At 63.2% G+C, this 25296-nt stretch carries 21 protein-coding genes; 17 read left to right on the top strand and 4 right to left on the bottom strand.

The annotated features are described in order from the left end of the window. Positions 1-63 precede the first annotated feature (63 nt). A complete protein-coding gene (gene mrcB / locus LLJ08_RS04265) occupies positions 64-2376 on the bottom strand; it encodes a penicillin-binding protein 1B (protein ID WP_228208285.1) in 2313 nt (770 codons plus the stop codon). Positions 2377-2535: 159 nt separating this feature from the next. Here mrcB and LLJ08_RS04260 point away from each other — a divergent pair, with 159 nt between their 5' ends. The 4 genes from LLJ08_RS04260 to LLJ08_RS04245 all read left to right on the top strand — a co-directional run bounded on the left by LLJ08_RS04260 (position 2536) and on the right by LLJ08_RS04245 (position 6148). Beyond that, positions 2536-4098 (top strand): bifunctional aminoglycoside phosphotransferase/ATP-binding protein, encoded by a 1563-nt coding sequence (locus LLJ08_RS04260; protein ID WP_090523166.1) that lies wholly within the window; start codon positions 2536-2538, stop codon positions 4096-4098. 73 nt (positions 4099-4171) lie between these two features. After that, positions 4172-4957, top strand: a complete 786-nt coding sequence (locus LLJ08_RS04255; protein ID WP_228208284.1) for a class I SAM-dependent methyltransferase — start codon at positions 4172-4174, stop codon at positions 4955-4957. An 18-nt stretch (positions 4958-4975) separates the two neighbouring features. Then, positions 4976-5239 (top strand): TfoX/Sxy family protein, encoded by a 264-nt coding sequence (locus LLJ08_RS04250; RefSeq protein ID WP_014819277.1) that lies wholly within the window; start codon positions 4976-4978, stop codon positions 5237-5239. Between the two features lie 111 nt (positions 5240-5350). Continuing rightward, positions 5351-6148 carry a Crp/Fnr family transcriptional regulator gene (locus tag LLJ08_RS04245; RefSeq protein WP_090523158.1) on the top strand — a complete coding sequence of 266 codons (798 nt, stop codon included), beginning with the start codon at positions 5351-5353 and terminating at the stop codon, positions 6146-6148. A gap of 197 nt (positions 6149-6345) precedes the next feature. Here the strand turns inward: LLJ08_RS04245 and LLJ08_RS04240 are convergent, their stop codons facing one another. Genes LLJ08_RS04240 through LLJ08_RS04230 form a run of 3 tightly spaced genes read right to left on the bottom strand, consistent with a single transcriptional unit; the run spans position 6346 to position 9055 of the window. Continuing rightward, positions 6346-7239, bottom strand: coding sequence for a ChaN family lipoprotein (locus LLJ08_RS04240; RefSeq protein WP_228208283.1), 894 nt, complete (start codon positions 7237-7239; stop codon positions 6346-6348). Between the two features lie 11 nt (positions 7240-7250). After that, positions 7251-8018, bottom strand: coding sequence for a heme ABC transporter ATP-binding protein (locus LLJ08_RS04235; RefSeq protein ID WP_045666873.1), 768 nt, complete (start codon positions 8016-8018; stop codon positions 7251-7253). Continuing rightward, entirely contained in the window at positions 8018-9055 is a 1038-nt protein-coding gene (locus LLJ08_RS04230) for a FecCD family ABC transporter permease (protein ID WP_256445905.1), read from the bottom strand. Before LLJ08_RS04230 ends, LLJ08_RS04235 begins: the two co-directional genes overlap by 1 nt. 133 nt (positions 9056-9188) lie before the next feature. On the opposite strand from LLJ08_RS04230, the gene LLJ08_RS04225 reads away from it, so the two are divergent. The 13 genes from LLJ08_RS04225 to LLJ08_RS04165 all read left to right on the top strand — a co-directional run bounded on the left by LLJ08_RS04225 (position 9189) and on the right by LLJ08_RS04165 (position 25254). Further along, positions 9189-9524, top strand: coding sequence for a Rieske (2Fe-2S) protein (locus LLJ08_RS04225; RefSeq protein WP_014819272.1), 336 nt, complete (start codon positions 9189-9191; stop codon positions 9522-9524). Positions 9525-9555: 31 nt separating this feature from the next. After that, positions 9556-11373, top strand: coding sequence for a protein-disulfide reductase DsbD (locus LLJ08_RS04220; protein ID WP_228208282.1), 1818 nt, complete (start codon positions 9556-9558; stop codon positions 11371-11373). A 209-nt stretch (positions 11374-11582) separates the two neighbouring features. Further along, positions 11583-12026, top strand: a complete 444-nt coding sequence (gene aroQ, locus LLJ08_RS04215) for a type II 3-dehydroquinate dehydratase (protein WP_014819270.1) — start codon at positions 11583-11585, stop codon at positions 12024-12026. Between the two features lie 75 nt (positions 12027-12101). After that, the gene (accB, locus tag LLJ08_RS04210) at positions 12102-12560 is read left to right on the top strand and encodes an acetyl-CoA carboxylase biotin carboxyl carrier protein (RefSeq protein ID WP_023446134.1); all 459 of its coding nucleotides are present in this window, start codon (positions 12102-12104) and stop codon (positions 12558-12560) included. 17 nt (positions 12561-12577) lie between these two features. Next, positions 12578-13927, top strand: coding sequence for an acetyl-CoA carboxylase biotin carboxylase subunit (accC, locus tag LLJ08_RS04205; RefSeq protein WP_015275919.1), 1350 nt, complete (start codon positions 12578-12580; stop codon positions 13925-13927). Positions 13928-14072: 145 nt separating this feature from the next. Further along, a complete protein-coding gene (prmA, locus tag LLJ08_RS04200; RefSeq protein WP_228208281.1) occupies positions 14073-14954 on the top strand; it encodes a 50S ribosomal protein L11 methyltransferase in 882 nt (293 codons plus the stop codon). A gap of 109 nt (positions 14955-15063) precedes the next feature. Continuing rightward, positions 15064-16308: a DUF3426 domain-containing protein gene (locus tag LLJ08_RS04195; RefSeq protein WP_228208280.1), complete on the top strand. Its 1245-nt coding sequence runs from the start codon at positions 15064-15066 to the stop codon at positions 16306-16308. Positions 16309-16509: 201 nt separating this feature from the next. Further along, positions 16510-17523, top strand: a complete 1014-nt coding sequence (gene dusB, locus LLJ08_RS04190; RefSeq protein ID WP_042924294.1) for a tRNA dihydrouridine synthase DusB — start codon at positions 16510-16512, stop codon at positions 17521-17523. Then, positions 17520-17840: a DNA-binding transcriptional regulator Fis gene (fis, locus tag LLJ08_RS04185; RefSeq protein ID WP_003279911.1), complete on the top strand. Its 321-nt coding sequence runs from the start codon at positions 17520-17522 to the stop codon at positions 17838-17840. The genes dusB and fis overlap by 4 nt, the downstream gene beginning before the upstream one ends. Before the next feature lie 76 nt (positions 17841-17916). Then, on the top strand, positions 17917-19521 hold the full coding sequence (gene purH / locus LLJ08_RS04180) for a bifunctional phosphoribosylaminoimidazolecarboxamide formyltransferase/IMP cyclohydrolase (RefSeq protein ID WP_228208279.1): 1605 nt from the start codon (positions 17917-17919) through the stop codon (positions 19519-19521). Positions 19522-19720: 199 nt separating this feature from the next. Further along, positions 19721-21013, top strand: a complete 1293-nt coding sequence (purD, locus tag LLJ08_RS04175) for a phosphoribosylamine--glycine ligase (RefSeq protein WP_228208278.1) — start codon at positions 19721-19723, stop codon at positions 21011-21013. Between the two features lie 116 nt (positions 21014-21129). Beyond that, positions 21130-23937 carry a hybrid sensor histidine kinase/response regulator gene (locus LLJ08_RS04170; protein ID WP_228208277.1) on the top strand — a complete coding sequence of 936 codons (2808 nt, stop codon included), beginning with the start codon at positions 21130-21132 and terminating at the stop codon, positions 23935-23937. 369 nt (positions 23938-24306) lie between these two features. Further along, positions 24307-25254 (top strand): lysylphosphatidylglycerol synthase transmembrane domain-containing protein, encoded by a 948-nt coding sequence (locus LLJ08_RS04165; RefSeq protein ID WP_228208276.1) that lies wholly within the window; start codon positions 24307-24309, stop codon positions 25252-25254. The last annotated feature ends 42 nt before the right edge of the window (positions 25255-25296 follow it).

Raw genomic sequence — 25296 nt, 5'->3', positions numbered from 1 at the left:
CTGCTTGTTCACCAATTCAGACCTCTCAACGTAGAACCACGAAGCACGCGACCTCTGCGGCAGTTACTCCAACCAGCCACGCACCCAATCCATGACCGACTCCGCCGGCGCCTGAATGCCGCAGCCAGGTCCGGGGGCCGGTTCGCTGCCGCGAATATAGGGCATCTGCACCGCATCGGGGCAACGCTCATCCGTACCCAGGCCGCTTCGCGCGTCCACCCAGGCATATGTCACGTTGTCCGGCACTGGCATCTGCAGAGGCAGCGGATCGGCCCGCCGCATGAAATCGCTCCACACCTGCAGCGCGCCGGTCGCCCCAGTCAGCGAAGTTTTGCCATTGTCATCACGACCCAACCAGACCACTGCCAGCAGATCCTGGCTGAAGCCTGCGAACCAGCTGTCACGCGAGTCGTTTGTGGTCCCGGTCTTGCCAGCGAGATTCAGCGACTGCGGCAAACGGTTGTAGGCAGAACGACCCGTTCCTTCGCGCATGGCACGCTGCATGGCGTACTGAGTCAGGTAGATGGCACCCGGATCGAAGCGCTGCTGAATCTGGAACGGATACCGCTTGAGTGGCTCACCGTCCGCGGTCAGCACGCTGCGAATGCCACGCAACGGAGTGTTGAAGCCACCGTTGGCCAGGGTCTGATACATATCGGCAACTTCGATCGGCCGCAAACCGCCCGCTCCGAGCAGCATCGACGGATACGCTGGCCACTGTGGCGATGCACCCAGCCGCTCAAGCGTCTTCAGTACATTCGGCACACCCAGGTCGAGCCCGAGCCGCGCCGTGGACAGGTTGTAGGAATTGGCGAGTGCCTGATACAGGTAAACCGTGCCATAAGCCTGACGCCCATAGTTCTGCGGCTTCCAGATCTGCCCGTCGGCGCCCTTGACCGAGAAGGGCTCGTCTTCGAGCAGACTGGTCAGCGTGTACTGGCTGGGCTTTTCCAGGGCAGCCAGGTAGATGGCCGGCTTGATCAGCGAGCCGATCGGCCGTGACGCATCGAGCGCGCGATTGAACCCCGCGAAACCCGGCTGGCGACTACCGAGCAGGGCCTGAATTTCACCGGTCTCAGGATTGGTCACGATCATTGCGCCTTCGACGCCTTCGGTGCTCTTGCCGAGACGCTTGAGGGTTTCGCTCATGGCCTGCTCGGCCTTGAGCTGGATCACCGGATCGAAACTGGTGAAGACACGCAGACCTTCTTCGGTGAGGTCCTCGTCCCGATAGTCCTCACGCAGCTGACGCTTGACCAGGTCGAGGAAGGCCGGATAGGAGCTGTCGGCCATGCTGCCACGCTGGGTCACGCCCAGCGGTGCCTGCTTGGCTTTTGCTATGTCCTCGGCGCTGACCGCCTGCTGCTCGGCGAGCAGGTCGAGAACCAGGTTGCGCCGCTCCAACGCCCGCTCGGGATTGCGTCGAGGGTTGTAGTAGGTAGGCCCTTTCACCATGCCGACCAGCAATGCCACCTGCGGCAACTTCAACTCGGCCAGCGGCTGGCCGAAGAAGTACTGGCTCGCCAGACCGAAGCCGTGAATGGCACGGCGACCGTCCTGACCGAGAAACACTTCGTTCAGGTAGGCTTCGAGAATGTCTTCCTTGTCGTAGTGCAGCTCCAGCAGCACCGCCATCATCGCCTCGGTGGCCTTACGGCTGAGGCTGCGCTCGTTGGTCAGGTAGAAGTTCTTCACCAGCTGCTGGGTCAGCGTACTGCCCCCTTGGCGAACCTGGCCTGCAGTCAGGTTGACCCAGACGGCGCGGGCAATGGACTTGGGCGATACACCGAAGTGATTGAAGAACTCCCGATCCTCCACGGCGACCAGCGTTTCCACCAGATACGGCGGCACCTGATCGAGCTTGATCAGGATGCGATCCTCGTTGTGCGCGGGGTACAGCCCACCGATCAACACCGGCTCCAGCCGCGCTACCGGCAGCGAGCCGCCATTGCCAGCGCTGAGGCCGGCGACGAAATCACCAGAGAAGCGCACTCGCAGCCGCTGCGACTGTTCGGCACCTTCGTAGAACTGGAAGCCGCGGGTGTGCAGTTCGATGTCATTACCAGCCACCGACGCGCCACCCGGACCGCTGACAGCCTTTTCGCGGCGATAGCCCAACGCATCCAGCTCGGCAAGAAAATCGGTCTTATCGAGCTTCTGCCCGACGAACAACTCCAGCGGTCGTGCATAGACCTTGGCCGGAATCGTCCAGCGTTTGCCGGAGAATTTCTCCTGCACCACGGCATCGAGATAAATGGCGAAACCGGCCAGGATCACCAGGCCGACAATGGACAGTTTGACCGCCCAGCCCAACCAGGGGCGAGCGCCAGCGGAGCGGCGTCTGGAGCGTGTACGGGGGGAGCGAGATTTAGTCATGGCGGCGCATTATACGCACTTTGCAGGCGCGGACCGACGGCCTCTCAGCGGTTTGCAGCGCAACGCACAGCGGCCATAATGCCTGCGACTTTTCGACTGTGTGGACTGCTTCGCAGTGGACTCGCACGCCCCGTTCAAGAACTTCAACAAGGAATGACCGTGAGCCAAGCACTGATCGCCGCCCTGCAGAATCCAGCCCTGTACCCGCATCCCAGCGAGGGCTTTCGGGTAATCGAGACCCACATTTCCTGGGTCATCCTCACCGGCACCTATGCCTACAAGATCAAGAAGCCAGTGGACTTCGGCTTTCTCAACTTCACCGACCTCGCCTCACGCAAGCATTTCTGCGAAGAAGAGCTACGGCTCAACCAGCGCATGGCGCCGGATCTGTATCTCGCAGTCGTTCCCATCAGCGGATCGCCGGATGCACCCGAGATCGATGGTACAGGCGAGCCCTTCGAATATGCGCTGAAGATGCGCGAGTTCCCACAAACCCAGCTACTGGCCGAACTGCAGGCGCGCGGCGAGTTGACGGACGCGCACATTGACGCCCTGGCCGAGCAGATCGCCCGCTTCCACCAGGGCACCCCGCAGGTGCCTGCCGGTCATGCACTGAGCAGTGCCGATGCGATCGTTGCGCCGATGCGGCAGAACTTCGAACAGATTCGCCCGTTGCTCAGCGAAGCCGAGGATCTCCGCCAGCTGGATGCGCTCGAGGAATGGACCGAAACTAGTATCGAGCGCCTGCGTCCGCTGCTCGACCAGCGCTGCCAGGAAGGTTTCGTCCGCGAATGTCACGGCGATCTTCACCTGGGCAATGCCACATTGATCGATGGCAAGGTGGTGCTGTTCGACTGCATCGAGTTCAACGAGCCGTTTCGCCTGATCGATACCGCATCCGACGCAGCCTTCCTGGCCATGGACCTCGAGGATCGTGGCCTGAAGTGCCAGGCGCGCAGGTTCATCAATGGCTGGCTGGAACACACCGGCGACTACGCAGCGCTGGCGCTGCTGAATCTGTACAAGGCCTATCGCGCACTGGTCCGCGCCAAGGTCAGCCTGTTCCGTCTGTATCAGGAGCAGGACGCGGTGCAACGCAAGGTTATCGTACGGCAGTACCGCAGCTACGCGAATCTGGCCGAAAGCTACAGCGCCATTCCCTCGCGCTTCCTCGCCATCACCCACGGCGTGTCCGCCGTAGGCAAGAGCCACGTTGCGCTACGCCTGGTCGAGGCACTTGGCGCGATACGCCTGCGCTCGGATATCGAACGCAAGCGCCTGCATGGCGAGCAGCCCGAAGCCCAGCAGGGCCACCTCGATGCCGGCATCTACAGCCAGCAGGCCAGCGATGAGACCTACAAGCGGCTGCATCAGCTGGCAACGACTGCGCTGCAGGCTGGCTTTTCCGTGGTGATCGACGCGGCATACCTGAAGCAGCAGCAGCGCCAGGATGCCTGGCAGGCGGCCGAGACCACTGGCGTGCCCTTCCTGATACTCGATTGCCAGGCGCCGGATGCGGTGATCGCGCAGTGGCTGGCGCAACGCCAGGCCGAGGGGCTTGATCCATCCGACGCGACCATGGAGGTAGTGCATGCCCAGCAGGCCAGCCGCGAGGCGCTGAACGAGAGCGAGCGACTGCATAGCCGTCGGGTCGACACCCAGGACGCCGGCAGCCTCGACGAGCTGGTCGCCAGTATCCGTCAGCACCTGCCCGGCCTCTGACCGCCAGGCACCGCCGCCAGCAGAGTGCGGCGGTGCTTCTATACTCCCGGTATTCCAATCGTGGAACACCGCTATGTCTGCCAGCGAATCACCCGAGCCAAAGCCGACCAGTGACAGCATCCAGCTGTTCTCCAGCCGGTCCGCCGACTACGCACGCTTCCGCCCGACCTACCCCGAGGCGCTGTTCAACTGGCTCGCCAGCCAATGCGCGGCCACCGACACCGCGCTCGACCTTGCGGCCGGCAACGGGCAAGCGAGCATCCCGCTGACACGACACTTCCATCGGGTCCTGGCCTGCGACGCGAGCGCCGAACAGCTCGCGGCTGGCGACACCTGGTTAAACGTGCAGCGTTTCGTCGCCGATGCGGAGCATCTGCCATTGCGCAGCGGACAGCTCGATCTGCTGGTAGTCGCACAAGCCCTGCACTGGTTCGCCACGCCGGCATTCTTCAATCAGGCGCGGCGCGCACTGAAGCCGAACGGCCTGTTCTGCGCCTGGTGCTACAGCCTGCTGGATATATCGGCCGCAGTGGACGCGATCATCCATAGGCTCTACTACGAAACACTCGCCGGTTGCTGGCCACCTGGTCGCAGCAGCGTCGATGCCGGTTACCGCGATATCCAGCCTCCCTTTCCACGTATCGAACCGCCACCCTTCGCCCTCGAAGCGCACTGGGATCTCCGCGAACTGATGGGCTATCTGCGTACCTGGTCTGCCGTGAAGCAATGGCAGCAGCGGCATGGTCGCGACCCCATCACATCAATCGAGCCCCAATTGACGTCTGCATGGGGCCAGGCAGGTCAGCGGAGGCTTATCCGCTGGCCGCTACACTTTCTGACAGGCTTCCCCAACCGCTAGCACCGCAAGGGCGCCGCCATGCACGACGAACTGCTTTCGCTCCGCAATCTCGGCAAGACCTCGGTGCAATGGCTGCATGCATCGGGAATCCACACCGCTGCGGACCTCCGACGATTGGGCGCGGTGAGCTCCTATCGCGCTGTGAAGGCACGCGGCTTCGGGGCCTCGAAGGTTCTGCTGTATGCCATTGAGGGGGCGTTGAGAGATGTCCCGTGGCAGCAGCTGCCGATCCCGCTGAAGGAAGAGCTGAATCGGAATCTGGGCGCCGATCGCGACAACTAGAGCTAGCTCACAACCTCTGCTCGGCGAGATTTACTCAGGCCCTCGCCCGAGCCTATTGTGCGCTGACGTGACCCTGCCAATCGTCTGCCCGTTCGTTCAAGGATTACCGACATGTATTTACTCGGGGAGCAACCGGCCTACGCCGATCGCCTGATCAACCGCCTGCAAACCATCCCCACCCAATTGCTCGAAGGCTTGCAGCCCTCAGGCCCCAACCTTGAACTCAAGCACACCGACGATCTGTGCGCCGAGCTGCCGGCACAGCAACTTTTCATCATCGAGACCGGGCTACTGCATGCGCTGATCGACGGCAAGGCGCTGTTCTATCTGCAGGAGGGCGACCTGGTTGGATTGCGCCAGTCGGGCGACCTGCCAGAGTGCCGCTATTGCAGCGACGAACCCGTCAGCCTGATTCCCTACTCGCGCAACGCGGTGTTCCAGCACATCCACTCCGATGAGCATCGCCAGGAACTGTTCACCCAGTATCTGATTGGTCATACCGCCCTGCTCGGCGACGCCCTTGCGCGCCTGAAGCAACCGGAGATCCGCCCGGCTACCGGCTTCAAGCATTTCGCCGTCGGTGAAGAGCTGATCCGCCAAGGCGACGAGGCAGACAACGTGTTCATCATCATCGAAGGCCACGCCGAGGCGATCGTCGACGGCCAGAAGGTTGGCGACGTACAGAAGGACGAGATCTTCGGCGCCATGGCGGTCTTCACCCGCGAGCGACGCAGCGCAACGGTGGTCGCCAGTGAGGCCTGCACGGTCATGGTCATTCCCAAGGAACAGTTCCTCGGACTGACACAGAGCAACCCCCGCATCGCTCACAGCCTCATTGAAAGCATGGCGCGGCGCATTGACCTGCTGAACAAGGAAGTCACTCATCTGCGGGTAAACGTTGCCGTTTGAGGCAGACCAGCCCAGAGAATATTTTTTTACGAAAGCCTGTTGACGCAGAAATGAGAATTGTTATTATTATCGCAACTGATCGCGAGGTCAGCCGATAGCTGAAGGCTCAGGCAGTCGATCCTTCAGGTTATCTCCTCATCAGGCTAATCACGGTTTTGACCCGGCTCTGCCGGGTCTTTTTTTGCCTGTAGAAAATGTCAGCCAGGTTGCTTGCCCGGTCGACGCAGCTGTTCACAATGATCCTGCTCCGGTTGCGAGGGGGTGTACCAGACATAGTCGGCCTGCGCAGCGGATACCGTCTCGCCCACTTCAGCAAGCATCAACACCGCGACTGACTTCCCTGACAGATCCTCGATATGCAACGGCACGCCCAGATCTCGACGGACATGGAACGCGCCGGCCAGCAGCATGGCTGGCTCGGCTGCGGCGAGCGTTCGCTCGGCCATGCGTCGATCACGCTGCTGCTGCACGGCCAGCATCGCCGGGAGCTGGGAGGCCGGCAGCATCCCGCAGTGAGAGACCTCGATCTGCGCCAGCAATGCCTCGCTTACCGCCGCGGTCGCAGATTTGCGCCCCTGCAATGACGGTGCGGCACGATAGATCGACATGATTTCGTCGCGCCCGAGATTGGCATGCAGCAATGGGTAAGGCTGCGCGAGCGCATGTGAAACCAGGGCTCCGTACTGAGCCCAATCCCAGCCCCTCTGCCAGCCCAGCGCCTCAGGAAGATCGGCTGGCGCTCGCCCCTCACGCACCTCGCGGCGCACCGCATCGACTAGCGCCTGCTGTTGGGGGTCAAGCATCTCCAGCAACAAGCTGCCCTGCGGACGTTCTTCGGCCAACGCCCGCAGCAACCAGAGCTGCAGCGCATGGTGATCCGGGTTGTCGTGCCGCTCGCCGACCAGCAGTCGATCCTGCGCCTGCAGCTCCGCTACCAGCTGCGCGGGCGTGAGTACCGCGTCACTGCGCAGATCGACGATCAGACCGAGCTTCGGATGCTCACGCCCTTCGGGACTTTGCCACTCAGGTAGCGGCGGTAGCGAATGGCATGCCGTCAGCAAACCCAGCACAAGCAACACAAGAATGCGCACGATGAACCTCCTCAACGGGCAATGATCAGCGGGTGACCGAGTTCCGGATGCCGCTGCACCAACACATCCAGACCGAATACCGCTCGCAGCGGCTCGGCTTGCAGCACTTCATCGGGTGGCCCTGCCACGATTGGCCGACCATCCTTTAGCAGCAGTAGCCGATCACAATAGCGCGCAGCCAGATTCAGATCGTGCAGGATCACCAGAGCGGCGGCGCCTTGCGCGGCGAAGGCCCTGACCGCCTTTAAAATGCTGTGCTGGTGCGCAGGATCGAGCATTGACGTAGGCTCGTCGAGCATCAGCACCTGCCCTGTCTCGCCCGGCCACAGCTGCGCCAGCACCCGAGCGAGATGCACACGCTGACGCTCACCTCCAGACAGTTCGAGGTAGCTGCGCGTCGCAAGGTGCCGCGCGTCCGCCGCAGCCATCGCTGCTGCAACGAAGGCGGCATCGGCTCCGCGCCCGGTGCGATGAGGCAGGCGCCCCATGGCCACCACATCCGCCACGCGGAAAGCGAAGCTAAGCGTCGAACTCTGCGGCAACACGGCTAGGCAACGCGCGCGTTCCACATCCGCCCAGTCGCCGAGCGGCCGCCCTTGGAGCAAGACCTGCCCCCTGGAAGGCCTGAGCTCGCCGGATAACGTCGCCAGCAGCGTGCTCTTGCCCGCACCGTTCGGGCCGAGCACACCGAAAACCTGCCCCGGGCGCAGCTCGAGGGAAACATCCTGCAGCGCCGTTATCGCGCCACGGCGCACGGTCAGATCGCGGCCCACCAGCATCAGAGGCGCTCCCGCAACAGCAGATAAAGGAAGAAAGGTGCGCCGAGCAACGCAGTGACAATGCCGATCGGCAGCTCCGCCGGCGCTATCACCAGCCGCGCGGCGACATCGGCAAGCAGCAGCAAGCTGCCGCCAGCAAGTGCCGAAGCTGGTAGCAGCAAGCGGTGATCGGGGCCGACCAACAGGCGCATCAGGTGCGGAACCACCAATCCGATAAAGCCGATCAGACCGGTAGCAGCCACCGCTGCGCCGACACCCAGCGCCGTGCAGACCACCAGTTCACGCTTGATCCGCTCCACATCGAAACCGAGATGACGCGCTTCCGATTCGCCGAGCAACAACGCATTCAGGGCTTTCGCCCGCCGCGGCAGCCACAGTGCGACGGCGATGGTGATCAGCAGCAGCGGCCATAGCCGTGCATAACTGGCGCCGTTCAGACTGCCGAGATTCCAGAAGGTCAGCGAGCGCAACGTTCTGTCGTCGGCCAGATAGCTGAACAACCCAACCACCGCACCGGCCAGCGCGGTCAGCGCAATGCCGGCCAGCAGCATCGTGGCGACGTGGGTCTGCCCGTCGCGCCGGCCGAGTCGGTAAACCAGCAAGGTCACGCCCAGCCCGCCGACGAAGGCGAAGACCGACAGCAGGTAGGGCTCCAACCCCGCAGGCAACGCCGGAATAAATGTGCTACCGACTATGGCGATCGCCGCGCCCAACGCAGCACCGCTGGAAACCCCGACCAGCCCTGGATCGGCCAGCGGGTTGCGGAACAGCCCCTGCATCGCCACCCCGCAAAGCGCCAGTACTGCCCCGGCGGCGCAGCCCAGCAAGGTCCGCGGCAGGCGGATCTGCGCAAGAATCAGCTCGGCCTGCTCGAGCCCGGACGCTTCGATCGGCACGCCTACCAAGCGCAGCGCCGCAGCCAGACTGTCGCCCAGCGCCAGGCTCACCGGTCCCAGTGCCAGCGACAACCAGATCGCGACCAGCAACAACAAGCCGAGTACGAAGAACAGAAAGCGCGCAGGAACCGGACTACCCATCGGATTGCTTTGCCAAGCGGTATGTGCGGCGAAGGATAAGAGCCCGCCGCCGCAGCCGCCAGCCCGGCAAAAATTATCCGACTGCACTTCCTCGCCAGCTGCGGGATAATTCCGGCTTATGGCGGAGGACCCGATGATCAGATTGTGCGCGACATCCGAGCTTCTCGAAGGGCAGAGCCGCGGCTTCACGGTCGGGGAGCTGAAAGTGATCGCCGTTCGCCGGGATGGCCGGACATACCTGTACGAGAACCGTTGCCCACACCGCGGCGTTCCGCTGGAGTGGCGTCCCGACCAGTTCCTCGACGACAGTGGCAGCCTGCTGCAATGCGCCACTCACGGCGCGCTGTTTCTCATCGAATCCGGTGAGTGCGTGGCCGGCCCCTGCGACGGCCAGACGCTGCGCCAGCTGGATGCAGTCGAGGACAAGGACAGCATCTGGTTGCAAACTGATCGGCAGAGCGACAGTTGAGCACGGGCGCCGGGCGTCGGGCTTGGTTATCATGCCGCCACAGCTTTACCGTGAGATCGCCATGCTTCGCCTGCTGAGTCTGCTGCTCCTGCTATTCGTGCTTCCTGCCCACGCCGGCCTGTTCGACAACAAGCCCAGCGCCAGTTTTGGCGGTGCGCTGAACAACAGCAGCGATTTCCTGCCGGTACGCGAAGCCTTTCGACTGAGTCTCGTTGAAGCTACGCCTGAACAGATCACCCTGCGTTTCGTCGCAGCGGAGGGCTACTACCTCTACCGTCATCGTTTCGCCTTCAAGACCGACCAGTCAGGTGTCGTGATCGGTGAGCCGAAGCTGCCCGCCGGCGTGCCCAAGGTCGATGACTATTTCGGTGAGATCGAAGCCTATTACGGCATTGTCGATGTCGAGCTACCGCTGACGAACCCGGACAACCGCCCCTTCGTTCTGCAGGTCTCCTACCAGGGCTGTGCCGATAAAGGCCTGTGCTACCCCCCGGAAACCGAATCGCTCCCCATCGGCGACGTTGCCGGCGCCCCCAGCGGAGCGACCACCGAAGCGTCAGCCAGCCAGCGGGCCAGCGAACGCGACCTCTCCTGGCGCTCCATCGCGCTATTCTTCCTCGCCGGTCTGGGCCTGACCTTCACCCCCTGCGTCCTGCCAATGCTGCCGATTCTTACCGGCGTCGTGCTGCGCGACCAGCCCGGCGGAATGCGCAGCTTCCTGCTGTCGCTGGCCTACGTGCTGCCGATGGCTGGCGGCTTCGCTCTGCTCGGCGCGCTGATGGGCGTATTCGGCGCCGAGCTGAATCTGCAGGCGCGCCTGCAATCACCCTGGATTCTTGTACCCTTCGCATTATTCTTCGTCGCCTTCGCCCTGGCCATGTTCGGGCTGTTCGAGCTGCGCCTACCACAGGCACTCAGCAGTCGACTCGACCGTCTTGCCGGCAGCGCACGCGGCGGCTCGTTTACCGGAGCGGCGCTGCTCGGTGCCGTGTCCAGTCTGCTGGTATCGCCTTGTGTTTCCGCTCCGCTGGCCGGCGCACTGCTGTACATCAGTGCCAGCGGCGATGCGCTAGGCGGTGGCCTGAAGCTGTTCGCCCTGGGCCTGGGTATGGGCGCACCGCTGGTGCTGTTCGCCACCGGAGGTGGCGCGCTACTGCCCAAGAGCGGCCCATGGATGATCAGTGTGCGCAACGTATTCGGCGTACTGCTGCTTGCCGTCGCCGTCTGGATGCTCGAGCGCGTACTGCCCGGTCCGCTTGCTCTGGCGGCGTGGGGCCTGCTCGCGGCCGGCAGCGCCGTATTTCTCGGCACCCTAGAATTCACCAGCAAGACGCCCAGGCAGAAGCTCGCGCAGCTGATGGGACTGATATTGCTGGTCTACGCGCTGGCCGCGTGGGTCGGGGCGCTACAGGGCGGCTCCGATCCACTTCGGCCGTTGCCAACCTCCGTGGCCGGATCAGCGCCGGGCAGCATGACCAGTGAAGGCTGGCACACCATTTCCACGCCGGCCGAGCTCGATACCCAACTGGCTGCCGCCCGCGCCGCCGGCCAGCCGCTGATGCTCGACTGGTACGCCGACTGGTGCATCAGCTGCAAGGTGATCGAACGCGAGGTGTTCGCCAACCCGCAGGTGGCACCGCGGCTGACCGACTATCGTCTGATCCGCTTCGACATCACCGAAAGCAACGCCGGCCAACGCAGCCTGCTGGACCGCTACAAACTGTTCGGCCCCCCGGCCATCCTGTTCTTCGATCGGCGTGGCAATGAGATGTCCGAAGTGCGCGTAGTCGGCGAGATAGACGCTCCCGGTTTCAGCGAGCGTCTGGATCGCGCGGCACCTCTGCTCTAGCTCACGTACGCATTTTCGCGGGATCGATCCATGACAAGCCGACAATCCTCAGCCCAATGAATCATTGCGGCAATCTTCAGACATAATGCGGGCATTTCCTTCGATCGCGACATGACTGGACAGTCATACCCTGCTTGGGGCATAGTTTTTCCCTTCTCGCGACCAGCCACCTCGACTGATCAGCGCATACAGAAAAACAAGGAATACCGATGGCCACGTTTCTGGTCCTCCACGGGCCGAATCTGAACATGCTCGGCACCCGCGAGCCGGGCGTCTACGGCGCAGTGACGCTGGCGCAGATCAATCAGGATCTGGAGCAGCGTGCCCGAGATCGCGGACATCATCTGCTGCATCTGCAATCCAACGCCGAGTACGAACTGATCGAGCGCATCCATGCCGCGCGCAGCGAAGGCGTCGATTTCATCCTGATCAATCCCGCGGCATTCACGCATACCAGCGTCGCATTACGTGACGCGTTGCTGGCCGTGAGCATCCCATTCATCGAAGTGCACCTGTCCAACGTGCACAAGCGTGAACCTTTCCGCCATCACTCCTACTTTTCCGATATCGCGGTGGGTGTGATCTGCGGCCTTGGCGCCAGCGGCTACCGACTGGCCTTGGAGGCCGCCCTGGAACAACTCGCTGCTTCCTGAGGGGCTCGTGCACATGCCGAGCCTTGAAGAAGCGAGCAGCAATGCCCTTTGAACTTACCTGGGAGTCAATGCTTCATGGATATTCGCAAAGTCAAAAAGCTGATCGAACTGCTGGAAGAGTCCGGTATCGACGAACTGGAGATCCACGAGGGTGAAGAGTCGGTACGCATCAGCCGCCACAGCAAGCAGGTAGCGATGCAGCAGCCGATCTACGCTCAGGCTCCGGCTGCACCGGCTCCTGCTCCGGTAGCTGCTGCCGCCCCGGCTGCCGACGCTGCCCCGGCCGCGCCCAAGCTGAACGGCAATGTGGTCCGCTCGCCGATGGTCGGCACCTTCTACCGTGCGTCCTCGCCGGAATCCAAGGCGTTCGTCGAAGTCGGTCAGAGCGTCAAGAAGGGCGACATCCTCTGCATCGTCGAAGCCATGAAGATGATGAACCACATCGAGGCCGAGATCAGCGGCACCATCGAATCCATCCTGGTGGAGAATGGTCAGCCGGTCGAATACGACCAGCCGCTGTTCACCATCGTTTGAACCGCGGAGAGCCAGCGATGTTGGAAAAAGTACTGATCGCCAACCGCGGCGAGATAGCCCTTCGAGTTCTGCGCGCATGCAAGGAACTGGGCATCAAGACCGTGGCTGTGCACTCCACTGCCGACCGTGACCTGATGCACGTGTCGCTGGCCGACGAGTCCGTCTGCATCGGCCCGGCCGCCTCTGCCAAGTCCTACCTGAGCATCCCGGCACTGATTGCCGCTGCCGAAGTCACCGGCGCCGACGGCATCCATCCCGGCTACGGCTTCCTCGCCGAGAACGCCGACTTCGCCGAACAGGTGGAGAAGTCCGGGTTTACCTTCATCGGCCCAACCGCCGACGTCATTCGCCTGATGGGCGACAAGGTATCGGCCAAGGACGCGATGAAGCAGGCCGGCGTGCCGACCGTTCCGGGTTCTGACGGCCCACTGCCGGAAGACGAGAAGGAAGCGCTGCGCATCGCCCGTGAAGTGGGCTACCCGGTGATCATCAAGGCCGCCGGTGGCGGTGGTGGTCGCGGCATGCGCGTGGTGCACAAGGAAGAGGATCTGATCGCCTCGGCCAAGCTGACCCGCAACGAAGCCGGCGCAGCCTTCGGCAACCCGATGGTCTACCTCGAGAAATTCCTGACCAACCCACGCCACGTGGAAATCCAGGTACTGGCCGACGGCCAGGGCAACGCCATCCACCTCGGCGATCGCGACTGCTCGCTGCAGCGCCGTCACCAGAAGGTGATCGAGGAGGCCCCTGCCCCGCTGATCGACGAAGAAGCCCGCCGCAAGGTGCAGGCCCGCTGCGTCAAGGCGTGCATCGACATCGGCTACCGCGGCGCCGGTACGTTCGAGTTCCTCTATGAAGACGGCAACTTCTACTTCATCGAGATGAACACTCGCGTACAGGTCGAGCATCCAGTTACCGAGATGGTTACCGGCATCGACATCGTCAAGGAGATGCTGCTGATCGGTGGCGGCCAGAAGCTGTCGATCAAGCAGGAAGATGTCGTCATCCGCGGCCATGCCGTGGAATGCCGCATCAACGCCGAGGATCCGCGCACCTTCATGCCCAGCCCGGGCAAGGTGAAGCACTTCCACGCGCCAGGCGGCAACGGCGTGCGCGTCGATTCGCACCTCTACGACGGCTACTCGGTTCCGCCGCACTACGACTCGCTGATCGGCAAGCTGATCACCTTCGGCGCAAACCGCGACGAGGCCATGGGCCGCATGCGCAACGCACTGGACGAGCTGATCGTCGATGGCATCAAGACCAACGCCCCGCTGCACCGCGATCTGGTGCGCGACCCCGGCTTCTGCAAGGGCGGCGTGAACATCCATTACCTGGAGAAGAAACTGGGTATGGACAAGCACTGAGCCCCGCTCGGCGCTGTACTACAGAGGCTTCCTTCGGGCGGCCTCTGTCGTTTCTGCCAGGCGCGAATCGAGCCCACGCTGGCCGCAACACGCCCCCTCCAGTAAGCTTGCCGGCTTTTACCGCGACCCCATTCGAGAGGCCTCCATGTCTTGGCTGCAGATCCGACTCGCCATCACCCCCGATCAGGCCGAAGCGCTGGAAGACCAGCTGCTGGATCTGGGCGCGGTCTCCGTGACCTTCATGGACGCCGAGGATCAGCCGATCTTCGAGCCGGATCTCAACACCACTCCGCTGTGGTCGCACACGCACCTGTTGGCATTGTTCGAAGCCGACACCGACCCGGACTCCCTGCTCGCCCACCTGCAGCTGCTGCGCGGCGGCGAGCTGCCCGAGCACCAGGTCGAAGTGATCGAAGACCAGGACTGGGAGCGCAGCTGGATGGACAACTTCCAGCCGATGCGCTTCGGCCAGCGGCTGTGGATCGTCCCCAGCTGGCACGCGGCGCCGGAGCCCGACGCGGTCAACCTGCTGCTGGATCCTGGCCTGGCGTTCGGTACCGGCACCCACCCCACTACCGCACTCTGTCTCGAGTGGCTGGACGCACAACCTCTGCAGGGCCAATCCCTGCTGGATTTCGGCTGCGGCTCGGGCATCCTGGCGATCGCCGGCCTGTTGCTGGGCGCCGAACATGCCGTCGGCACCGACATCGATACCCAGGCGCTGGACGCTTCACGCGACAACGCCGAGCGCAACGGCATCGCCGCAGAGCGTTTCGCGCTCTACCTGCCTGAACAGCTGCCGGAAAAGGCTGCCGACGTGGTGGTCGCCAACATCCTTGCCGGCCCGCTGGTTTCGCTGGCGCCGCGCATCACCGCACTGGTCAAGCCCGGCGGCCGCCTGGCACTGTCCGGCATCCTAGCCGAACAGGCCGAGGAGGTGCGCGCCGCCTACAGCGATGCATTCGAGCTCGACCCAACCGCCGACAAAGATGGCTGGGTACGCATCAGCGGCGTCCGACGTGCCTGAGCAGCGCCTTGCGACCTCGCCCGCACACTTGCACAACAGGCGCCGCAGCCCCTGCCGCTGCGCGACTGGCATACGCTAGACTAGCCGGCACCTTCGCGCGGAAAGACGCATGACCAGCTTCATCACCCAGTGCCCCAACTGCAGCACCCGCTTTCGCGTCGCCCGCAGCCAGTTGCGCGCGGCCCGCGGCGCAGTGCGTTGCGGCGCCTGCATGGAAGTCTTCAACGCCGCCCATCATCTGCTGCGCGATGAGCTGGACCCGACGCAACCACTGACAACTCCCGTCGACAAGTCGATCCAGACGCAGGCTACCGAGCATCCCAGGGCTACCATGCCGGCGCCAACCGCCAAGGCCGATGAAACGCTGTGGATTCACGATGACCTGGACCTGGACAGCCTCGACCTGGACGAAGAGCTGGCCAAACTGGAGCGGCAGGAGCGCGAATTGTCTCGCGACCTGCTCAGCCTCGAAGCCAACGGCGACGCGGCAACCAGGCCTCGCGATCCGCTACCGGAGATATCCTCCACGCAGGACGAAAGCTGGGCCGAGATCCTGCTGAACGCCGAACAGGGCGTCACGCAGTCGCCGGCGAGCCCGAGCGATGAGGTGGTCAGCTTCACCCCGGTCACCTCGGAGTCTCCGCAACCGCTGAGCCCATTGGCAGCCAGTCCCACGCCGCTCGCGATCGCCGAGGCCCTGCAGGCGCACGACGAAAGGGTCGAACCTGAACTGGCAACGCCATCGGCTACCGAACAGCTCGCCCCTGTCGTCGATCCTGCAGCGCCACGCCGCGAGCCCGACCTGCGCGACGAGCCGCTGTTCGAGCTCGACGATGAGCCACTGCAACTGGACTGGCAGGAAGCGAAGAAACCCTGGGGACGCTGGCTCGGCTGGAGCGTCCTGAACCTGTTGGCACTGCTTGCGCTGGGTGCCCAGTACGTTGCCTACAACTACGACGAGCTGTCGAGGCAGCACCAGTATCGCAGCTGGTTCGAGCGTATCTGCCCGACCGTTGGCTGCGAACTGCCGGCCCTGGTCGACATTGGCCAGATCAAGAGCAGCAACCTGGTCGTGCGCAGCCATCCCGAGTTCACCGGCGCGCTGGTCGTCGACGCGATCCTCTACAACCGCGCGGCCTTTGCACAGCCGTTTCCGCTATTGGAAATCCGCTTTGCCGACCTCAACGGCAAACTGATCGCCAGCCGCAGTTTCAAGCCCAGCGAATATCTTTCTGGAGAACTGGCAGGACAGGCCCAGATGCCACCGCAGGTTCCCATCCATATCGCCCTGGATATCCTCGACCCGGGCGCAAAGGCAGTTAATTACAGCCTGAGCTTCCATTCGCCCAAATAGCGACGAGCTTGCAGTTCAGACTGCCGCCGCCGGCGCTCATCGCGCGGGCGGTGGGCGCGTCCAAACTCCCGGCGATAAGGCGACCACTGTTCAGAATTTGTTCAAAACAGCCTTTAACCCGTCATGCGTAGCGGGTATTATGCCCACCCTTTTTTGCAGTCCCGATCTACCTAACAAGCAGGCCCCAAGCAGGGAATCTTCATGTCAGCGGTACGCATCGGCCCTTACACCTTGACCAATCGATTGATCCTCGCGCCAATGGCCGGCGTGACCGATCAGCCGTTCCGCCAGTTGTGCCGCCGCTTCGGCGCGGCTCTGGTGGTCTCGGAAATGCTCACCAGCGATGTGCGTCTGTGGAACAGTCGCAAATCTCGCCTGCGCATTCCCCATGCGGACGAGCCCGAGCCCCGCTCAGTGCAGATCGCCGGTGGCGACCCGCAGATGCTGGCCGAGGCGGCGCAGCGCAATGTGGAGCTGGGGGCGCAGATCATCGACATCAACATGGGCTGCCCGGCGAAGAAGGTCTGCAACAAGGCCGCCGGCTCGGCGTTGATGCGTGACGAGAAGCTGGTCGCGGATATCCTCGAAGCCGTGGTCGGCGCCGTGACCGTTCCGGTGACGTTGAAGATTCGCACCGGCTGGGATCGGCAGAACAAGAACGGCCTGACCGTCGCGCGTATCGCCGAGCAATCGGGCATCGCAGCACTTGCCGTTCACGGCCGCACCCGCGCCGACCTGTACACCGGCGAAGCCGAGTACGACACCATCGCCGCCATCAAGCAGGCGGTGTCGATTCCGGTGTTTGCCAATGGCGATATCGATTCGCCGCACAAGGCGGCCCAGGTACTACAGGCAACCGGAGCGGACGGCCTGTTGATCGGACGTGCGGCGCAGGGTCGCCCGTGGATCTTTCGCGAAGTGGAGCATTATCTGCGCACCGGCGAGCTGCTCGCGGCGCCGACGCTGGACGAAGTTGAAAGCACCCTGCTGGAGCATGTGCAGGCGCTGCATGAATTCTATGGCGAGGTGATGGGAGTCCGTATCGCCCGCAAGCACGCGGGTTGGTATCTCGCAACACTGCCGGGCGCGCGGGACTTCCGCGCCCGTTTCAATCATCTGGAAGACAGGGATGCACAGGCCTTCAGCATTCAGCAGTTCTTTGCCGAACAACGCTCAGGGCCTGGCTCGGTGGATGGAACAGAGGTGGCCGCATGACGCTGTTGAATGAAACATTGGTAAGTGGAACAACATCCGTGAGTGACAACGTGAACCTCAAGCAGCACCTGAACACGCCGAGCGAAGCGGGGCAGACGCTGCGAGGCAGCGTCGAGAAAGCGCTGCACAATTATTTCGCCCGCCTCGAAGGTGCAGACGTCACGGACGTTTACAACCTCGTACTCTCCGAAGTGGAAGCGCCGTTGCTGGAAACCGTGATGCACTACGTCAAGGGTAACCAGACCAAGGCTTCCGAGCTGCTGGGCCTGAACCGCGGCACCCTGCGCAAGAAACTCAAACAGTACGACCTGCTCTGACGCGGCAGCTGGCAGGCGCGGCTGTCCGCACCTGCCTGCTTCGCGGACTCAAGCCTGTAGCCTCTAGGAAACGTCAATGACCGACCAAACCACCCGCCTTCCCGTGCGCCGCGCGCTGATCAGCGTGTCCGACAAGACCGGCGTCGTCGACTTCGCCCGCGACCTCGAAGCCCTCGGCGTCGAGATCCTCTCCACCGGCGGCACCTTCAAGCTGCTGCGTGACAACGGCATTGCTGCTGTCGAAGTGGCCGACTACACCGGCTTCCCGGAGATGATGGACGGCCGGGTGAAAACTCTGCACCCGAAGATTCACGGCGGCATCCTCGGCCGCCGCGACCTGGACGGCGCGGTGATGGCCGAGCACGGCATTGCCCCGATCGATCTGGTGGCGGTCAACCTCTATCCGTTCGCAGCCACGGTGGCCAAGCCCGGATGCACCCTGCCGGACGCCATCGAGAACATCGACATCGGCGGCCCGACCATGGTCCGCAGCGCGGCCAAGAACCACAAGGACGTCGCCATCGTGGTCAATGCCGAGGACTACGCGGCAGTGGTCGACAACTTGAAGAACGGCGGGCTGACCTACGCCCAGCGCTTCGACCTGGCGCTCAAGGCGTTCGAGCACACCGCCGGCTACGACGGCATGATCGCCAACTACCTGGGCGGCATAGACCAGAGCACCGAGCAGCTCAGCACCGAAAATCGCAGCCTGTTTCCGCGCACCTACAACATGCAGTTCATCAAGGCGCAGGACATGCGCTACGGCGAGAATCCGCATCAGCAAGCCGCCTTCTATGTCGAGAAGCCCGACGAGGCTTGCGTCGCCACCGCCACGCAACTGCAGGGCAAGGAGCTGTCGTTTAACAATGTGGCCGACACCGACGCTGCGCTGGAGTGCGTGAAGAGTTTTACCAAGCCGGCCTGCGTAATCGTCAAGCATGCCAACCCGTGCGGCGTGGCTGTGGTACCGGAAGATGAAGGCGGCATCCGCAAGGCCTATGACCTGGCCTACGCCACCGACAGCGAGTCGGCCTTTGGCGGCATCATCGCCTTCAACCGCGAGCTGGACGGCGAAACCGCCCAGGCCATCGTCGAGCGCCAGTTCGTCGAGGTGATCATCGCACCCAGGGTCTCTCAAGCTGCGCGCGACATCGTCGCCAGCAAAGCCAACGTGCGCCTGCTCGAGTGCGGCGAATGGCCGGCCGAGCGCAGCCCGGGCTGGGACTACAAGCGCGTCAACGGCGGCCTGCTGATCCAGAGCCGCGACATCGGCATGATCACCGAAGCAGACCTGAAGATCGTCACCCAGCGCGCGCCGACCGAGCAGGAGATCCATGACCTGATCTTCGCCTGGAAAGTGGCCAAGTTCGTCAAGTCCAACGCCATCGTCTACGCCAAGAACCGCCAGACCGTCGGCGTTGGTGCCGGCCAGATGAGCCGCGTCAACTCCGCGCGCATCGCCGCGATCAAGGCCGAGCACGCCGGCCTGCCGGTTCCCGGCGCGGTGATGGCCTCGGACGCCTTCTTCCCGTTCCGCGACGGCATCGACAACGCGGCCAAGGCCGGCATCACCGCGGTGATCCAGCCGGGCGGCTCGATGCGTGACAACGAAGTGATCGCAGCGGCTGACGAAGCCGGCATTGCCATGGTGTTCACCGGCATGCGCCACTTCCGCCACTAAAATCGGCCGCACTCGGACAGGCATCTGCGGTGTTGCCCGACTCTTCCCCCATGCTCATTGCCAGAAGGCAACTCCGCTGGGTGAAGAATCGGGCGCCTTGCATCTACCAGCCCGATCGCGACCTCGGTATTCGTAGGGTGGATAACGCTTCGCTTATCCACCAAGCGGGCTACCGGCCCGCCTCCATTGGGAGAGAGAAATGAACGTACTGATCATCGGCAGCGGCGGCCGCGAGCACGCCCTGGCCTGGAAAGTGGCGCAGGACAAACGCGTCGAAAAGGTCTTCGTCGCCCCGGGCAACGCCGGCACCGCCACCGAAGCCAAGTGCGAGAACGTCGCCATCGACGTACTGGCCATCGAGCAACTGGCGGATTTCGCCGCCGCCAACGTACAACTGACCATCGTCGGCCCCGAGGCACCGCTGGTCAAAGGCGTGGTCGATCTGTTCCGTTCGCGCGGCCTGGACATCTTCGGACCGACCGCCGCCGCCGCGCAGCTGGAAGGCTCCAAGGCTTTTACCAAGGACTTCCTGGCGCGCCAGAACATCCCCACCGCCGACTACCAGAACTTCACCGAAGTCGAGCCGGCATTGGCCTACCTGCGTGAAAAAGGCGCGCCGATCGTCATCAAGGCCGACGGCCTGGCCGCCGGCAAGGGCGTGATCGTCGCCATGACCCTGGCCGAAGCCGAGGAAGCGGTGCGCGACATGCTGTCCGGCAACGCCTTCGGCGACGCCGGCGCGCGCGTAGTCATTGAAGAATTCCTGGATGGCGAAGAGGCCAGCTTCATCGTCATGGTCGACGGCGAGAACGTGCTGCCGATGGCCACCAGCCAGGACCACAAGCGCGTCGGCGACGGCGACCGCGGCCCCAACACCGGCGGCATGGGCGCCTATTCGCCGGCTCCGGTGGTCACCGCCGATGTGCATAAGCGCGTGATGGACGAGGTGATCTACCCGACCGTGCGCGGCATGGCTGCCGAAGGCAATGTCTACACCGGCTTCCTCTACGCCGGTCTGATGATCGACAAGGCTGGCCAGCCGAAGGTCATCGAGTTCAACTGCCGCTTCGGCGACCCGGAAACCCAGCCGATCATGGTGCGCCTCGAATCCTCACTGGTGCTGCTGGTCGAAGCCGCGCTGGCCAAGGCGCTGAACAAGGTCGAGGCGACCTGGGATCCGCGCCCGACCGTCGGCGTGGTGCTGGCCGCTGGCGGCTACCCGGGCGATTACGCCAAGGGCGATGTGATCGAAGGGCTGGACGATGCCGCTGCGCTGGATGGCAAGGTGTTTCATGCCGGTACCGCTCTGAACGACCAAGGCCAGGTCGTCACCGCCGGTGGCCGCGTGCTTTGCGCAACGGCCATCGGCCGCACCGTCTCCGAGGCGCAGCAGCAGGCATACCGTCTGGCGGAAAAAATCCACTGGAATGGCTGTTTCTATCGCAAAGATATCGGCTATCGCGCCATCTCCCGGGAGCTGGGCGACAGCTGAGCGTAGCCAGGCGCCAGGAATGCGTGCGGCGCCAAGTTTTATCGCTGCCGCACGCATTACAGGCCGACAAAGGCATGGCTATAATCGGCCGTCACACACATGAACGGACTTCTCAAGTGGGTCGGCTCCGGATTGCCATCGCTGTTTTCTTCGGCCTGCTGCTGATCAACCTGATCCCGCTTCCGGCCCTGGCGTCCATTACCCAGTCGCCACCCTCCCCCGCACTATCCGCTCCACCCAATTCCGTGCCACAGAACTGGCGCATGCTGATCGACCAGTCGGGAGGGCTTACGCTCGATGAGGTGGTTTCCCAGCGCGCACTGTTCCAGCGTCTCGAAAAACTCTCCTACAGCGCTCCGGCCAGCGACCGAGCGGTCTGGCTGCAGGTCAGCCTACCGTCACTGACACGACCGAAGTGGCTGTGGCTGTTTGCACCACGGGTGCAGTATCTGGACTTCTACCTGTTGCGTGACGGCCAGCTCGAGCAGCATACGGCGACCGGGGAACTACGTCCCTTCAGCGCCCGGCCATTGCCCAACCGGGCGTACTTGTTCAGCCTTCCCAATGACGGGCAGCCGCGCGAGGCTTATATCCGCCTGCAGTCCAGCCATCCAATGATGACCTGGTTCAAGACCATTGATGAAGCCGGCCTGGTCAGCCTGAGCAAGCCTGCCTACCTGTTTGGTGCGCTGTTCGGTGCACTGGCGTTGCTGATGATCTACAACCTGCTGCGCTTTGCCTACACGCTCAGCTACACGCATATCTGGCTGAGCCTGCTGCACGGCGCCCTGCTGGCCTGCGCCATGGCCAATCTCGGAGTGATGGCGGCGTGGCTACCCTGGCTGACCTACAGTCAGCCGCTGATCGCCGATCTGTCGGCGATGGCCGCCAGTGCAGCGCTGCTCGGCTACACGCTGGGCTTCTTCCATCATCGCGGGCGAATCTGGATCACCTGGCTGCTGGGCATCGAACTCAACCTGGTACTGGCGCTGGCGGCCAGCATCCTGCTGGGTCAGTGGCCGTGGTACAGCTGGCTGATCTATTCGCTGGTGCTGGCCGCATCGTGCAGCACTCTGTTCGTCGCGATCTATCACTGGCGCCAAGGCTATCAGCCGGCGCGCCTGGTGGTGGCCGGAACGACCCTGTTCAACGTAGGCATGATCTTCTTCATGCCCATGTTGCTGGGCTTCGACCAGCTCGACCCGGGCTGGTTGACTGGCGGCTTGTTCAGCCTGGCGACCCTCGCAGGGTTGCTGCTCAGCTTCGCCCTGCTCGAACGTCAACGTCAGCGCCAGACCGACAGCCGCACCCAATACACAGCAGCGGCAGTCAGCAGCGCGGAGCTCAAGACCAAGGCCGATTTCCTGTCCAAGATCAGCCATGAACTGAGAACGCCAATGAACGGCGTGCTGGGCATGAGCGAATTGCTGCTGGGCACATCGCTGTCGGCCAAGCAACGCGACTACGTCCAGACGATTCATAGCTCCGGCAACGAACTGCTCAATCTGATCAACGAGATTCTCGACATTTCCAAGCTGGAGTCCGGCCAGATCGAGCTGGATGACGTGCAGTTCGATTTCAACGCACTGATCGAGGACTGTCTGAGCATCTTCCGCGCCAAGGCCGAACAACAGAAGGTCGAGCTCATCAGCTTTATCCAGCCGCAGCTGCCGCAGGTGGTGACCGGCGATCCGACCCGCCTGCGCCAGACCCTGCTCAACCTGCTGGAGAATGCCTTCAAGCAGACCGACGAAGGCGAGGTGTTGCTGATCGCCGCGGTCGACGGACCGCCCGAGAGCCCGCGCCTGCGCATCACCGTGCAGGATAGTGGGCGGCCACTCGAGGCGTACGAGCGCGATGCGCTGCTCAATGCCGCGGTCGACAGTCATGACTTTCTTGCAGCGACACGCCATGGCGGGCGCCTGGGGCTGATCATCGCGCGCCAGCTGGTGCAACTGATGGATGGTGATTTCGGTATCCAGACTGGCACCAGCCAGGGCAACACCTTGTGGATCAGCCTGCCGCTGGCCAGTGAAGGGCTGGCGCAGAGCAATGCCGACCTGGACGGGCCGCTGCAAGGCACTCGCCTGCTGATCGTCGATGACAACGACACCTGCCGCAAGGTACTGGTCCAGCAATGCAGCGGCTGGGGCCTGGAGGTCAGCGCCGTTGCGTCGGGCAAGGAGGCGTTGGCCCTGCTGCGGACCAAGGCGCACCTCAAGGAATACTTCGATGTGGTCCTGCTCGATCAGGACATGCCCGGCATGACCGGCATGCAGCTGGCGAGCAAGATCAAGGAAGATTACAGCCTCAACCATGACGTCCTGCTGATCATGCTCACCGGCATGAGCAGCGCACCGAGCAAGATCATTGCGCGCAATGCGGGTATCAAGCGCATCCTCGCCAAACCGGTCGCCGGTTACACGCTGAAGACCACCTTGGCCGACGAACTCGCGCAGCGCCAGCCGGGCACTCAGCAGCGCCAGGCAACGGTGCCGCAGAACCTGCCCGCGCTCGAAGTCCCGAGTGACTTCCGCATCCTGGTCGCCGAGGACAACAGTATTTCCACCAAGGTCATCCGCGGCATGTTGAACAAACTCAACCTGCAACCGGACACCGCCTGCAACGGCGAAGAGGCGCTGGAGGCGATCAAGGCGCAGCCGTATGACCTGGTCCTGATGGATTGCGAGATGCCCGTGCTCGACGGCTTTCAGGCCACCCACCAGCTGCGTGAATGGGAAGCCAGGAATGCGCGCCGGCGTACCCCCGTCGTTGCCCTGACTGCGCATATCCTCAGCGAGCACCGCGACCGCGCGCGAGAAGCAGGCATGGACGGTCATATGGCCAAGCCGGTGGAACTCTCGAACCTGCGCGAACTTGTCGACCACTGGGTTCGCGTCAAGCAGGCAGAGAGCGTCGACTGACCGCGCCCTACCGTCCCCGCAGGCTTCCAATCCCTGACAACAGTCGACATCCCAGTTTCCAGGCAAGCACCGCACTGGTACCGCTTCTACACCCCCTACACCACATGCACAGCATCGCCTCAGGCTACCGATGCCCAGACGACCGCCCTGGCATCGGCGCTCTCCTGCGAGATACCAATCCAAGCGGAACCTCCTCCTACCGGTCCGAGCGAGAAGACCACTTGGGTGAAAAACTGAACAAAACCGGTCGCCAGCTGCCGATTGTTTGACGATTCGAGAACAGGTGGAGGTTTGGCATGGCGGTCGATCAGGGATGAGTGTGCTTCAGCGCAAGACGTGGCCAATCCTCTTCCCTCAAGGAGCCACGTAATGATGAAGCGGAGCGATGTCGCCTGGACCCTCATCGGAGTCCTGGCCGTGCTGCTGTCCGGCTACCTGCTGTACCACGAAGTGCGCAACATCTCGCTCAGCGAGCTTACCGACAGCCTGCAGGCGATCGGCGCGCGGCGTTGGCTGCTGGCCGCGCTATCGACCCTGGGCGCCTATGTCGCGCTGGCCTGGTACGACCGCATCGCGATGGCTCATCTGGGCAAGAAGATGTCCTGGTGGTTCATCGCACTCTGTTCCTTCACCACCTACGCGCTGGCGCACAACATCGGCGCATCGGTGTTTTCCGGCGCCCTGGTGCGCTATCGCGCCTACCGCAGCCGGGGCCTGACGCCCCAGGAAATCGGCATCCTGATCGTCTTCTGCTCGCTGACCTTCGCGCTGGGCACCCTGCTTGCCGGGGGTGCCGTGCTGATTCTGAAACCGCAGCTTCTTCATCGGGCTGTCGATAGCGACAGCTGGGTATCCATCGCCGTCGGTTCGACCCTGCTCATGCTGGTCGCGCTCTATGCGTTCGGCGCATGGCGTCAGTTGCCACCCTGGCGGCTGGGCAAATGGCACATCGAGTACCCGCGACTGCCGATCGTCGGCCGTCAGCTGCTGGCGGGCCCGCTTGAGCTGCTCTGCGCCGCGGCGATCATCTACTTCGCGCTGCCGCCGGAACACAGCCCGGGCTATCTCACCGTCCTTGGCGTATTCCTCGCCTCCTTCACCCTGGCATTGCTGTCCCACGCACCCGGCGGGCTCGGTGTGCTGGAGCTGACCTTCGTAGCCGCCCTTCCGGAAATTCCCACGGTGGACGTGCTGGCAGCACTCATCGTGTTCCGCGGTTTCTATCTGCTACTGCCCTTCGCTCTGGCCATGATCGTCGTACTGATATTCGAGTACGGCCAATGGCGCGCGAAACGCAGCGCACGGCCCGAACATTGATGATGGGGAAACGATACAAATCGCCATCCCGACGAAGATGGT

The sequence above is a fragment of the Stutzerimonas chloritidismutans genome (genome assembly GCF_020783375.1).
Classification (GTDB): domain Bacteria; phylum Pseudomonadota; class Gammaproteobacteria; order Pseudomonadales; family Pseudomonadaceae; genus Stutzerimonas; species Stutzerimonas kunmingensis.
Note: the sequence above shows the minus strand (reverse complement) of the source record. Positions and strands in the feature narration are given on the sequence as shown.